8 protein-coding genes, 2 tRNA genes, 3 rRNA genes and 1 pseudogene are annotated in these 13,654 nt (G+C 56.7%); 11 read left to right on the top strand and 3 right to left on the bottom strand.

What is annotated here, in order from left to right:
* Positions 1–134: 134 nt before the first annotated feature.
* The 3 genes from CCOY_RS09915 to CCOY_RS09905 all read left to right on the top strand — a co-directional run bounded on the left by CCOY_RS09915 (position 135) and on the right by CCOY_RS09905 (position 658).
* Positions 135–208 (top strand) — tRNA-Asp (locus CCOY_RS09915).
* Between the two features lie 17 nt (positions 209–225).
* Positions 226–298 (top strand) — tRNA-Phe (locus CCOY_RS09910).
* A 60-nt stretch (positions 299–358) separates the two neighbouring features.
* Positions 359–658 carry a GNAT family N-acetyltransferase gene (locus tag CCOY_RS09905; RefSeq protein ID WP_070569045.1) on the top strand — a complete coding sequence of 100 codons (300 nt, stop codon included), beginning with the start codon at positions 359–361 and terminating at the stop codon, positions 656–658.
* On the opposite strand, the gene epsC is transcribed toward CCOY_RS09905, so the two are convergent.
* Positions 655–1,245: a serine O-acetyltransferase EpsC gene (epsC, locus tag CCOY_RS09900; protein ID WP_070423046.1), complete on the bottom strand. Its 591-nt coding sequence runs from the start codon at positions 1,243–1,245 to the stop codon at positions 655–657. The genes CCOY_RS09905 and epsC overlap by 4 nt on opposite strands.
* A 110-nt stretch (positions 1,246–1,355) precedes the next feature.
* Positions 1,356–2,291, bottom strand: a complete 936-nt coding sequence (gene cysK / locus CCOY_RS09895; protein ID WP_070482153.1) for a cysteine synthase A — start codon at positions 2,289–2,291, stop codon at positions 1,356–1,358.
* 280 nt (positions 2,292–2,571) lie between these two features.
* Between cysK and ramA the strand changes: the two genes are divergently transcribed.
* The 6 genes from ramA (at position 2,572) to CCOY_RS09865 (ending at position 11,383) form a co-directional block, all read left to right on the top strand.
* Positions 2,572–3,417: an acetate metabolism transcriptional regulator RamA gene (gene ramA / locus CCOY_RS09890; protein WP_070423049.1), complete on the top strand. Its 846-nt coding sequence runs from the start codon at positions 2,572–2,574 to the stop codon at positions 3,415–3,417.
* Between the two features lie 47 nt (positions 3,418–3,464).
* Entirely contained in the window at positions 3,465–4,721 is a 1,257-nt protein-coding gene (murA, locus tag CCOY_RS09885; RefSeq protein WP_070423050.1) for a UDP-N-acetylglucosamine 1-carboxyvinyltransferase, read from the top strand.
* A gap of 564 nt (positions 4,722–5,285) precedes the next feature.
* A 16S ribosomal RNA gene (locus tag CCOY_RS09880) occupies positions 5,286–6,801 on the top strand.
* Positions 6,802–7,214: 413 nt separating this feature from the next.
* Positions 7,215–10,298, top strand: a 23S ribosomal RNA gene (locus CCOY_RS09875).
* 136 nt (positions 10,299–10,434) lie between these two features.
* A 5S ribosomal RNA gene (gene rrf, locus CCOY_RS09870) occupies positions 10,435–10,552 on the top strand.
* The 16S, 23S and 5S rRNA genes sit together here, the layout of an rRNA operon.
* 525 nt (positions 10,553–11,077) lie before the next feature.
* The gene (locus CCOY_RS09865; protein WP_244268634.1) at positions 11,078–11,383 is read left to right on the top strand and encodes a hypothetical protein; all 306 of its coding nucleotides are present in this window, start codon (positions 11,078–11,080) and stop codon (positions 11,381–11,383) included.
* Positions 11,384–11,403: 20 nt separating this feature from the next.
* On the opposite strand, the pseudogene CCOY_RS12160 reads toward CCOY_RS09865, so the two are convergent.
* Positions 11,404–11,466, bottom strand: a pseudogene (locus tag CCOY_RS12160) (hypothetical protein); the annotation flags it as partial.
* Between the two features lie 633 nt (positions 11,467–12,099).
* Between CCOY_RS12160 and CCOY_RS09860 the strand changes: the two are divergent.
* Positions 12,100–12,249 carry an ATP-binding protein gene (locus CCOY_RS09860; RefSeq protein ID WP_244268633.1) on the top strand — a complete coding sequence of 50 codons (150 nt, stop codon included), beginning with the start codon at positions 12,100–12,102 and terminating at the stop codon, positions 12,247–12,249.
* Positions 12,250–12,901: 652 nt separating this feature from the next.
* Complete coding sequence (locus CCOY_RS09855; RefSeq protein WP_167594462.1) at positions 12,902–13,654, top strand: ABC transporter ATP-binding protein; 753 nt, start codon at positions 12,902–12,904, stop codon at positions 13,652–13,654.

Below are 13,654 nucleotides of genomic sequence, written 5' to 3'. Positions count from 1 at the left end.
ATCGTCGCAAAGCAACGCCCTGAAATAGTGATTGAGCAGGCGATTTGTCTGCCATGGTGAGGTCTGTGTAATGTATCAACTCGTGCAAGCGACAGTGTGAACACACTGAAGTGAGTGCGAAATAACAACATATTGGCCCTGTGGCGCAGTTGGTTAGCGCGCCGCCCTGTCACGGCGGAGGTCGCGGGTTCAAGTCCCGTCAGGGTCGCAGAACCATTCGGTTCTGGCCAGATAGCTCAGTTGGTAGAGCACACGCCTGAAAAGTGTGGGGTCGCCAGTTCGATCCTGGCTCTGGCCACATCAGAAACGCCCCTTTCGCAATAATGCGGAAGGGGCGTTTCGCGCTATAGTCGGGCCCATGTCTGCAACACCTGAAAACACTGTGCGCAAGAACGAGGCAGAAGGCCAGTACGAAATCCTCGTCGGCGACGAGGTCGCGGGCTACGCCACCTACACTGACCAAGACGGTGTCCGGGACCTGCCACACACCGTGGTGGATCCGAAGTTCCGCGGACAAGGCCTGTCCAAGCCTCTGATGAAATACGCGCTCGACGACGCCCGCGCCGACGGCATGCTGGTTACCCCCACCTGCCCGGCGGTTGAGCGCTACATCGAAAGCAACCCCGAATACGCCGACCTCGTCGCGGCCGAAGACTAAATGATGTAGTCGCCCTTGTTGACGTAGCAGTCCGGGTCCACCAAACGCGCCCGCTCATCCGTCTTCCGGGGGCGAATCTTCGCCGGAATCCCCACGGCAATCGAATGGGGCGGCACATCCTTCGTCACAACCGCATTCGCGCCGACAGCGGAACCCTCACCGATAACCACGGGGCCGAGCACCTTCGCGCCAGCGCCAATAGTGACGTTGTCGCACACCGTCGGGTGACGCTTCGTTTGCGTAAGCACCTGACCACCCAACGTCACGCCGTGGTAGAGCATGACGTTGTCACCGATCTCCGCGGTCTCCCCAATCACGATCCCCATACCGTGATCGATGAAAAACTTGCGCCCAATCGTCGCGCCCGGGTGAATCTCAATACCGGTAAGGAAACGATTGGCCTGCGCCAAAATACGTGCCGCGCCCTTCCAGCCGCGCTTCCACATGACGTGGCAGACACGGTGCATCCAAATGGCATGCAACCCGGAATAGACAACAGCGTTCTCAACATCGCCTCGCGCCGCAGGATCATGATCGCGGGCGTTGGCTAGATCTTCGCGGATGGTCGACACCACAGATTTGGCCATAGAAAGCATGGCGTGCAGTGTACCAACCTGTTCATTTGGGCCGACAATAAAAATTCCCCTCCCTGCCAGCGATGGTGTGGTGGCGGGGAGGGGAGTCGTCGATAAGCAGATTAGTCGCGAATGTCCTCGTAGAGGATCGTGGAGACATAGCGCTCGCCGAAGTCCGGGATGATCACAACGATGGTCTTGCCCGCGTTCTCTTCACGAGCAGCCAGCTCGAGAGCGGCCTTCACGTTCGCGCCGGCAGAGATGCCGCCGAGGATCGCATCCTTGACAGCCAGTTCGCGAGAAGTAGACACGGCATCCTCGTTGCTGACAGCGATGATCTCGTCGACAACCGTGCGGTCCAGCGTGCCCGGTACAAAGTTTGCGCCGAGGCCCTGGATCTTGTGCGGGCCAGCCTCGCCCTTGGACAGCAGCGGGGAAGCAGCCGGCTCAACCGCGACGGCCTTCACATCAGCCTTCTGCTCCTTGAGGTACTTGCCAGCGCCCGAAATCGTGCCACCGGTACCAACGCCAGCGACGATGAAGTCAACCTCGCCGTCAGTGTCGTTCCAGATCTCCGGACCGGTGGTGGCGTAGTGGATCTTCGGGTTTGCTTCGTTCTCAAACTGACGGGCCAGGATAGCGCCCTCGTTCTTCTCGACGAGCTCGTTCGCCTTCTCCACAGCACCCTTCATGCCAGCGGCACCCGGGGTAAGCACGATCTCCGCACCGTACGCGCGCAGCAGCACGCGACGCTCGGTGGACATCGTCTCCGGCATGGTCAGGATGACCTTGTAGCCCTTCGCTGCACCCGCGAGAGCGAGTGCGATACCGGTGTTGCCGGAGGTTGCCTCGACGATGGTGCCGCCAGGCTTCAGCTCGCCGGAGGCCTCGGCAGCCTCGACGATTGCCTTGCCGATGCGGTCCTTGACCGAGTTCGCAGGGTTGTAAAACTCGAGCTTCGCAAGAACTCGAGCCTTCGAGTTCTCGGTGATGCCCTGCAGCTCCACGAGCGGGGTGCCGCCGATGAGGTCGAGGACGTTCTTTGCAATCTTCGCCATGATGCTCCTTTAAACACGTTGATTGTTGGAGTTGCTGCCAGACAGCATACACGCCACGCTAGACAGGGTGGTATAGATCTACTGAACCGATAGGTACGGGGGAGGGTTTGAAATTGCGACTTGCCCGATTGGGCTCGACTTTCCTGTGGCTCCATATCGGCGGGGCTAAATTTTGCTACCCCCGTTCGCGCGTTATGATGGTGAAGATTTTCGGCCAAGTTCAACTCCGGGTGAGCCCAAACGGGTGACCCCGGTTCGTGGAAGGCAAACAGGTATGACGATGGACGCGCAGCGCATCAAAGACGACGACGATGCGATCCGTGCGGCACTCACCGCTTTGAAAACCACAACGGGCATCCCCGTTGCCATGTACGGAACCCTCATTGCGGAAAACCGACTGCAGATCACCCAGTGGATCGGGCTGCGAACCCCTGCGCTGCAGAACCTCACCCTCGATGCCGGCACCGGTGTCGGTGGTCGTGTGGTGAACACTCGCCGCGCCGCGGGTGTTTCCGACTACACACGTGCAAACACGATTTCCCACGAGTACGACAAGCAGATCCAGGACGAAGGACTGCACTCGATCGTGGCTGTGCCCGTCATTGTTAACCGTGAGGTACGTGGCGTCCTCTACGTCGGTGTTCACTCGCCGGTTCGCCTCGGCGAAAAGGTCATTGAGGAAGTCACGATGACTGCGCGTTGCCTCGAGCAAGAACTGGCAGTCAATGCAGCCCTGCGCTCAGGCGACGGGGCTGGCGACCGTGCAGGCGCCAAGGGCGGCCGTCAGATGAGCGGTGCCGAATGGGAGCAGGTGCGCTCCACCCACTCGAAGCTGCGCATGTTGACCAACCGTGTCGACGACGAAGACCTGCGCAAGGAACTTGAGCAGCTTTGCGAGCAGCTGGTTTCCCCAGTGCGCGTGAAGCAGACCACGAAGCTCTCCGCCCGCGAGCTTGACGTGCTGTCCTGTGTGGCGCTGGGTCACACCAACGTTGAAGCGGCCGAAGAGATGGGGATCGGTGCTGAGACGGTGAAGTCCTACCTGCGAAGCGTGATGCGCAAGCTTGGTGCTCACACCCGCTATGAAGCGGTGAACGCGGCACGCCGTATTGGCGCGCTTCCCTAACCCTTGACGTTCTGGAGCGCCCCGCAGAGTTCGGTACTGTTGTGGACGTGAAAGAACGTTTTTTGGTCACAGGTGGAACGCGACTCGAAGGCCTAGTGCACGTCGGGGGTGCGAAAAACAGTGTCCTCAAACTTATGGCAGCAGCGCTGCTGACCGAGGGCACGACGACACTTCGCAACTGCCCTGAGATTCTCGACGTCCCGCTCATGGGCGACGTCCTCGTCGGCCTTGGTTGTGAAGTGGAGATTGAAGGCGATGTCGTACGCATCACAACACCCGCTGAACTGTCCCCACATGCCGACTTTGACGCGGTCCGACAGTTCCGCGCTTCTGTGGCGGTGCTGGGGCCTCTCGTCGCAAGGTGTACTGAGGCGTACGTTGCGCTCCCAGGGGGCGACGCCATCGGTTCGCGCCCTCTGGACATGCATCAATCAGGGTTGGAAAAGCTCGGTGCGACGACCCATATCGAACACGGCGCGGTTGTTGCACGTGCTGAGAAGCTCCGCGGCGCCGCAATCGAGCTCGACTTCCCGTCGGTCGGCGCTACCGAAAACATTGTCACGGCAGCAGTGCTTGCGGAAGGTCGTACGACCCTGGATAACGCCGCCCGTGAACCCGAGATCGTCGATCTTTGCGACATGCTCAACGCAATGGGCGCGAATATCACTGGCGCCGGCACATCCTGCATCACCGTCGACGGTGTGGAGAAACTACACCCCACTGAACGGACGGTGATCGGCGATCGCATCGTCGCTGGCACGTGGGCATATGCCGCGGCCATGACGCAGGGTGATGTCACCGTTACCGGCGTCGCGCCTGGTCACCTGCACCTCGCATTGGCCAAGTTGAAGCTCTCGGGTGCCGAGGTGGAGACCTACGACAACGGCTTCCGCGTGCAAATGCGTCAACGCCCGAAAGCCGTCGACTATCAGACGCTGCCGTTCCCGGGCTTCCCAACTGACCTCCAGCCGATGGCGATCGCCCTGTCTGCAGTGGCAGACGGCGTTTCCGTCATTACTGAGAATGTCTTCGAAGCACGCTTCCGCTTTGTCGACGAAATGATGCGCCTTGGTGCCGACGCCAACGTCGACGGCCATCACGTAATGATCCGAGGCGTGGAAAGCCTGTCATCAACCGACGTGTGGTCTTCGGACATCCGTGCAGGTGCCGGTCTAGTTTTGGCTGGTCTTGTGGCAGACGGCGTCACCACAGTTCACGATGTGCACCACATCGACCGCGGCTACCCGGAGTTTGTTGAGAACCTCAATAGGCTTGGCGCTCGTGTTGAGCGTGTTAACGACTAAGCATTTACCCGCAGTTACCTGCGGGTTTGTGTTTGTGTTGGGGTGTGTGTAACTTAATCCCAGTCAGCGAGACCGACAACGCCCCGCTGGAGAGCGATCAAGGTTCTCTGGTTTGTGTGGCGGGCAGGAAAACAATCGCGGACCAATATCATTTCAAGTCACTTGAAACGTATCCATTGTTGTGTGGGTGTGTTTGAGTGTGCTGGTGTTGTTTGAGAACTCGATAGTGTGCCAATGCATTTTTTGTTGTTGTGTGCTTGGTGTTGTGTGCCATGGTGTGCATGCCTTGTTTGGTGTGTGCCGGTGGTGGTTGGGTGAACCATTGATTGCCTGATCATCTGTGTGGTGTGCTTCATTTTTGTGAGTGCATGATGCATGTTGCCAACCCTTGTTTTTGCCCCGTCAGGGTGGGGGTTGGTTGGAAGTTTTTGGCTTCCGGTAATTTTTGGATTTTTTATTTTTGTGCCAGTCCAGCATTGCAGTGCTTTTTGGTGTTGTGGTGTTGGTTGGTTTGTTTTTGGTTAGGTATTGGGCTTTTCACGGCCTGTTTCTGCTGAAACATTTTTTGTGGAGAGTTTGATCCTGGCTCAGGATGAACGCTGGCGGCGTGCTTAACACATGCAAGTCGAACGGAAAGGCTCCTGCTTGCAGGGGTACTCGAGTGGCGAACGGGTGAGTAACACGTGGGTGATCTGCCCCGCACTTCGGGATAAGCCTGGGAAACTGGGTCTAATACCGGATAGGACCACTTCTTGGAGGTTGTGGTGGAAAGTTTTTTCGGTGTGGGATGAGCTCGCGGCCTATCAGCTTGTTGGTGGGGTAATGGCCTACCAAGGCGTCGACGGGTAGCCGGCCTGAGAGGGTGTACGGCCACATTGGGACTGAGATACGGCCCAGACTCCTACGGGAGGCAGCAGTGGGGAATATTGCACAATGGGCGCAAGCCTGATGCAGCGACGCCGCGTGGGGGATGACGGCCTTCGGGTTGTAAACTCCTTTCGCTAGGGACGAAGCGCAAGTGACGGTACCTAGAGAAGAAGCACCGGCTAACTACGTGCCAGCAGCCGCGGTAATACGTAGGGTGCGAGCGTTGTCCGGAATTACTGGGCGTAAAGAGCTCGTAGGTGGTTTGTCGCGTCGTTTGTGTAAGCCCGCAGCTTAACTGCGGGACTGCAGGCGATACGGGCATAACTTGAGTGCTGTAGGGGAGACTGGAATTCCTGGTGTAGCGGTGGAATGCGCAGATATCAGGAGGAACACCGATGGCGAAGGCAGGTCTCTGGGCAGTAACTGACGCTGAGGAGCGAAAGCATGGGGAGCGAACAGGATTAGATACCCTGGTAGTCCATGCCGTAAACGGTGGGCGCTAGGTGTGAGTCCCTTCCACGGGGTTCGTGCCGTAGCTAACGCATTAAGCGCCCCGCCTGGGGAGTACGGCCGCAAGGCTAAAACTCAAAGGAATTGACGGGGGCCCGCACAAGCGGCGGAGCATGTGGATTAATTCGATGCAACGCGAAGAACCTTACCTGGGCTTGACATACACCAGACCGGGCCAGAGATGGTCTTTCCCTTTGTGGTTGGTGTACAGGTGGTGCATGGTTGTCGTCAGCTCGTGTCGTGAGATGTTGGGTTAAGTCCCGCAACGAGCGCAACCCTTGTCTTATGTTGCCAGCACGTGATGGTGGGGACTCATGAGAGACTGCCGGGGTTAACTCGGAGGAAGGTGGGGATGACGTCAAATCATCATGCCCCTTATGTCCAGGGCTTCACACATGCTACAATGGTCGGTACAACGCGTTTGCGAGCCTGTGAGGGTGTGCTAATCGCTGAAAGCCGGCCTTAGTTCGGATTGGGGTCTGCAACTCGACCCCATGAAGTCGGAGTCGCTAGTAATCGCAGATCAGCAACGCTGCGGTGAATACGTTCCCGGGCCTTGTACACACCGCCCGTCACGTCATGAAAGTTGGTAACACCCGAAGCCAGTGGCCTGTCATGGGAGCTGTCGAAGGTGGGATCGGCGATTGGGACGAAGTCGTAACAAGGTAGCCGTACCGGAAGGTGCGGCTGGATCACCTCCTTTCTAAGGAGCTTTTATTTTTCGCCTACAGTTGTGGGTGTGGTGGTTGAGTATCCGAGTGTGGTACTGCCACCAGTTTGTTTTAAAAATGTCCGGGTGGAGACACACCCAACCATGATCATCATGCTTATGTGAGTATGGGGTGTGGTTGTGGGGTGTGCACGCTTGGGTGCATGGATATCAAGTGTGTGTATGCAGCAATGAAAATGATGGTGTGTTGGCATGCTGTTGGGTGTCTGGGGCAACATTGTGTGTTCCTTGTTGTGGCATTCCATTGTTGGTTGATCATCTGTTGTGGTGGTTGGCCGGTGTGGGGTGTGTGTTGTGTGAGAACTGTATAGTGGACGCGAGCATCTTGTTCTTTTTGTGTAATTTTTGTTTGTTGAGTTGTCTGCAGTTTTTGTAGCGACCGTAATTGTTGTTTTGTGTTACGGGCGTATGGTGGATGCCTTGGCATGCTGGGCCGATGAAGGACGTGTGAGGCTGCGTTAAGCCTCGGGGAGTTGCCAACAGTGCGTTGATCCGAGGATGTCCGAATGGGGAAACCCAACACCAGTTGTGTGGTGTTACCTGCAGGTGAATGCATAGCCTGTGTGGAGGTGACGTGGGGAAGTGAAACATCTCAGTACCCACAGGAGAAGAAAACAATTTGTGATTCCGTGTGTAGTGGCGAGCGATAGCGGATGAGGCTAAACCGTGTGCGTGTGATACCTGGGTAGGGGTTGCGTGTGCGGTGTTGTGGGGTGTGATCGTTGCGGGCTACCTGACCGCAAGATGGTGTGTGTGCGTTAGCGGAAACGTCTGGGATGGCGTGCCGGAGCGGGTGATTAGCCCCGTACGTGAAGGCGTTGCATATGTTGTCTGATCATGTTTTCCCCGAGTAGCAGCGGGCTCGTGAAATCTGCTGTGAATCTGCCGGGACCACCCGGTAAGCCTAAATACCCAGTGTGACCGATAGTGAATAGTACCGTGAGGGAATGGTGAAAAGTACCCCGGGAGGGGAGTGAAAGAGTTCCTGAAACCATGCGCTTACAATCCGTCAGAGCACCGTTTGTGTGTGATGGCGTGCCTTTTGAAGAATGAGCCTGCGAGTCAGCGGCATGTCGCGAGGTTAACCCGTTATGTGGGGTAGTCGTAGCGAAAGCGAATCCTAAGAGGGTGTCAAGTGGCATGTCCTGGACCCGAAGCGGGGTGATCTACCCATGGCCAGTGTGAAGCAGCTGTAAGAGGTTGTGGAGGCGCGAACCCACTTAGGTTGAAAACTGAGGGGATGAGCTGTGGGTAGGGGTGAAAGGCCAATCAAACTCCGTGATAGCTGGTTCTCCCCGAAATGCATTTAGGTGCAGCGTGATGTGTGCTTACCGGAGGTAGAGCTACTGGATGGCCGAGCGGGACTATCATCTTAGTGACGTCAGCCAAACTCCGAATGCCGGTGAAGTTTGAGCATTGCAGTGAGACTGTGGGGGATAAGCTTCATAGTCGAGAGGGAAACAGCCCAGATCGCCGGTTAAGGCCCCTAAGGGTGTGCTAAGTGGAAAAGGATGTGGGATCGCGAAGACAGCCAGGAGGTTGGCTTAGAAGCAGCCATCCTTGAAAGAGTGCGTAATAGCTCACTGGTCGAGTGGTTCTGCGCCGACAATGTAGTGGGGCTCAAGCACACCGCCGAAGCCGCGGCATAGTTTTTACTATGGGTAGGGGAGCGTCGTGTGTGGGGTGAAGCCGTATCGGAAGAAGCGGTGGACTGCACGCGAGTGAGAATGCAGGCATGAGTAACGAATGATACGTGAGAATCGTATCCGCCGAATGACTAAGGGTTCCTGGGTCAAGTTCGTCTTCCCAGGGTGAGTCGGGTCCTAAGGCGAGGCCGACAGGCGTAGTCGATGGTCAACGGGTTGATATTCCCGTACCCGTATATACGCGCCCAGTATCGAAGCGGTGATACTAACCACCCAGATCCGCCGACATGCACATCTTTGATGTGTGGTTGGTGGTGATGCGTGGGGCCTGATCCGTTGTAGGTCAGTGATGGGGTGACGCAGCAAGGTAGCCAAGCCGCTTATTGGATTGCGGTGCAAGCGTGTGGCACGACAGCATGTCAAATGCGGCTGTCAATAGTGTGAGGCGTGATGCGTAGCCCATATATGGGTGATGTTGGTGATCCTCTACTGCCGAGAAAAGCCTCTAGCGATGTGTGTATACGGCCCGTACCCGAAACCGACACAGGTAGTCAAGTAGAGAATACTCAGGCGGTCGGGAGAACTGTGGTTAAGGAACTCGGCAAATTACCCCCGTAACTTCGGGAGAAGGGGGACCCAAACTGGTGCCCGATCTATGCGATCGTGGTTGCTGGCGTGGGTCGCAGAGAATAGAGGGGAGCGACTGTTTATCAAAAACACAGGTCCGTGCGAAGACGGTTAAGTTGATGTATACGGACTGACGCCTGCCCGGTGCTGGAAGGTTAAGAGGACCTGTTAGGACATTGTGTCCGAAGCGGAGAATTTAAGCCCCAGTAAACGGCGGTGGTAACTATAACCATCCTAAGGTAGCGAAATTCCTTGTCGGGTAAGTTCCGACCTGCACGAATGGCGTAACGACTCCCCTGCTGTCTCAACCACAGACCCGGTGAAATTGCACTACGAGTAAAGATGCTCGTTACGCGCGGCAGGACGAAAAGACCCCGGGACCTTCACTATAGCTTGGTATTGGCATTCGGTGCGGTTTGTGTAGGATAGGTGGGAGACGTTGAAGCGGCCACGCCAGTGGTTGTGGAGTCGTTGTTGAAATACCACTCTGACCGTAGTGGATATCTAACCTTGGCCCATGATCTGGGTTGGGGACAGTGCCTGGTGGGTAGTTTAACTGGGGCGGTTGCCTCCCAAAATGTAACGGAGGCGCCCAAAGGTTCCCTCAGCCTGGTTGGCAATCAGGTGTTTAGAGTGTAAGTGCACAAGGGAGCTTGACTGCGAGACTTACAAGTCGAGCAGGGACGAAAGTCGGGACTAGTGATCCGGCACCTACTTGTGGATGTGGTGTCGCTCAACGGATAAAAGGTACCCCGGGGATAACAGGCTGATCTTCCCCAAGAGTCCATATCGACGGGATGGTTTGGCACCTCGATGTCGGCTCGTCGCATCCTGGGGCTGGAGTAGGTCCCAAGGGTTGGGCTGTTCGCCCATTAAAGCGGCACGCGAGCTGGGTTCAGAACGTCGTGAGACAGTTCGGTCTCTATCCGCCGCGCGCGTTGAAACTTGAAGAAGGCTGTCCCTAGTACGAGAGGACCGGGACGGACGTACCTCTGGTGTGCCAGTTGTTCCGCCAGGAGCACAGCTGGTTGGCTACGTACGGAAGGGATAACCGCTGAAAGCATCTAAGCGGGAAGCCTGTTTTAAGATGAGGTTTCATTTGAGGTTCCCAGAAGACGACTGGGTTGATAGGCCGGAACTGGAAGCACAGCAATGTGTGGAGGCGACCGGTACTAATACACCAAACAAACCAACACCCGGTTTTTCAACAAACCACACACAAAACGAACACTGTTCGCGTCCACTATGCAGTCACTGACACAACACACCCATTGTCACAGTGAACTCAATACAGTCCACAACACATGGACACTCTATGAACCCCTATAGATGTGTCGGTGGTTGATAGCGGCGGGGAAACGCCCGGTCCCATTCCGAACCCGGAAGCTAAGCCCGCCCGCGCCGATGGTACTGCTCCCGGGAGGGAGTGGGAGAGTAGGTTACCGCCGACCCAACAACTTCACACATGAGGCACCCGCTTCCACCACCGGTGGAGGCGGGTGCGTTCGTTTGTTCGCAGACCTCACCCGGTCGACGCGGTAACACAGCATGCCCCCGGGTGGTTGTTGTGGGTAGCGCACGATATGGCGCCCGGCCCAGTATCAGACCCTGATCCAGCGGACCTCCTCACCCTGGACGTCGTGGAGGACAGCTCCAGCTTTGACGGCTTTACCGTGATCGCGACGGCGGCAATCCCGCGTTAACGGGGATGGGATGTCGACGACACAGTGGCTGTGGCAGGGCCCTCGGGCGAGGCAGTTGAGGCCACCCTCGGCGGGCTATTGCAGAGTTCCAACATCCTGCAGTCGTTCGTAGTGTCGGACGAGGCGGCTGCGGCCACAGGCTTTCGGGGCTAGGGCCGTGTCTTCATGATCGGGGTGAACAACGACGGCACAGTTGACTAAGCGCAGCTGCGGGCGAACCTCGAAGATGCGGTCCGCCTGGATATTGTCGTCCAAGTCCGCTCGACCGAGGACATGACCAGGGAAGTTGCTGCCCTGATCGCTCAGATGCCGTTTATCCTCTACGCGCTGCTCTCCTCGGCAGTGGTCATCGCCGTCCCACACAGTCAGTGGAACCTGCTGGCGGTGGCCGCCCCCTATTTTCTGGGGCCCACCATCAGCAAGCGTTACACCACACTAAGGGACGCAACCGGAGTTTCAGCCAGTAGCGCGCGTACTTGTGGTTCAAAGGCATCGAAACTCGTGGTCTTTGCCCGACGCGGCGGATATTGCGGAGGTGAATCCGAAGCGAGTGCTCGCTCGACAGTTTTCTTCGCGTAGCCAACCTCGTTGGCGATCTTACGTATCGATAACCCCTGCCCACGCAGGTACCGGATCTGTGCCCATTGTTCCAAAGAAATCACCCATCCAATCTTTTTCGGATGGGCTACTTTTCGAGGAGCGTTTTGGGCTACTTTTCAAAGAGCGCTGACAGGCAGGAACATCGTCGGAGGAAATTGAAGCGGCACTGAAGGGTGGCAGCATACCCACTTCACTTCCAACAATCCGAGAAGAAGAGACCCCCACGCCAAGTGACGCCACGACCGATAGTTACCCGGATCCCATTCAGGCAACACAGGGAACCGAGGTTCCGGAATAAGATCGAACGAAACGAATGTCGTGGACACCCCTAAAGGAACTTAGAGAGAAACATGATCTATGTGGTTTTTGGTGCAGTGGTCGCGCTATTCATCTCCTTATGCATCATGGCAATCGGGTACCTAGTCCACCTTTCAGCTAAGCGGAAGGTGCTTTCTCCATACCGTTTCTTAGTCGTAATGGTTTTACTAGCACCCGTTTTTCTGATTTACGACATACGTAGCGATGAGATGTGTAGCGGCCTTTTCAATTATGCGGTCAGCGGTTACTTAATTACCGCAGTCATCATTAGTTCTCTGTGGCGCAGTATTGCGGATGGCCTCAGCGAAGCGCGAGAGTAGGAGCGGTCGCTAGGAGAGGGTGTTTATCCAGAGTTTCCCGCGAGGTATTTATACAAGGTGGTCCGCCCGATCCTCAGTCGGCGGGGCACTTCAAAGTCCACCCCGGATGCTGTCATCGCCGAGTCGATACTGAATCGGCTTGTCGTTGGCGCTGAGATCATCACACTGCAAGGACCGAACATGCGCCTCGAAGCCAATACGCAGTAGCGGCTCATAGTCAACGCCCGGGTGTTACCCGATACTCACCCGAGCGTTACTGGATACTCACCACAGCGTTACTAAATCCATGGTCCTAACACAATGTGGAGCGGAGAAGCGCGCCACCAAATTACCGACCGCCACCATTGGTTGGTGTCGACCAACTTGTCCGCAATGCAGAGCAACAATGGCTGCTACTAGGTCATCGGCAACGGAACCGTTGGTCTGTACCCACTAGTCCGCAATGCGGAGTCAGTAACCGAACGGGCTTCACTATGCCGCTGCATAGTTGGTGCTTACCCATTAGTCCGCAATGCGGAGTGAGAAAGTCCGCAACTTGGTTGACGACAGCAGATTCGTTGGGGTTCACCCACTAGTCCGCAATGTAGAGTCAAGACTCGAACCTGCCGTAGACCCCAGCCTCGCAGTTGGCGAACCGCCATCAATGCAAAATGACGCCTGATCGGCTGCAGGTTCTTACACTCCGCCCAGGTCGGCGAAAGGTGTGATGTGCGGTTTTACTCTCCCGGTTCGTTTAGAGACCTAGCCGCAGCGGTTGAGGAGCCACAAACGGTGAAGTTGCTTGCTGGTGTGGTGGTCGTCGTAGAGAAATTGCACGAAATCAGCGATGTGGGGCCTGGGCCGTATAGTCGGCAAAGGAATGAATTGCCGCAGGGAGGATCACGTGAGCGTCGCAGCAGCACGAGCAGTCAACTTGAGAAAGTCCTACGGGCAGGGCGACACGGAAGTTGTTGCGCTCGATGGGGCGGACGTTGAGTTCCGACAGGGGGAGTTCACCGCGATCATGGGCCCGTCTGGATCAGGCAAGTCGACGCTGATGCACGTGATGGCTGGGCTAGATTCGGCGACGTCGGGCGAGGTGTTTGTCGGCGGGACGGAGTTGTCGCAGTTAAACGATAAGGAACTGACGGCGCTGCGGCGTGACCGGTTGGGCTTCATTTTTCAGTCGTTTAACTTGGTACCCACGCTGACAGCGGCCGAGAACATTCAACTGCCAACAAATATTGCTGGTCGATCGGTGGACCGGGAGTGGTTTGATGAGATCGCCGAACGCCTTGGTTTATCGAAGCGACTGAGCCATAGGCCTGCGGAGTTGTCGGGTGGTCAGCAGCAGCGTGTGGCGTGTGCCCGTGCGTTGGTGTCGCGGCCGGAGATCATTTTTGGTGACGAGCCGACGGGCAACCTGGACTCTAACTCGTCGCGTGAGGTGCTGAGCATTTTGCGGACGGCGGTGGATCAGTATGACCAGACGGTGGTGATTGTGACGCATGACGCGAGGGCGGCGTCGTATGCGGATCGTGTGGTGTTTTTGCGGGACGGCAACATCGTTAATGAACTGCGCAACCCGGATATGGATGCCATTTTGGGTGTCATGGCGACGATGGAGGACTAG

Origin of the sequence: Corynebacterium coyleae, assembly GCF_030408635.1 — a bacterium.
In the GTDB taxonomy this organism is placed as follows: Bacteria; Actinomycetota; Actinomycetes; order Mycobacteriales; family Mycobacteriaceae; genus Corynebacterium; species Corynebacterium coyleae.
This window is presented reverse-complemented; position numbering and strand designations above follow the sequence as displayed.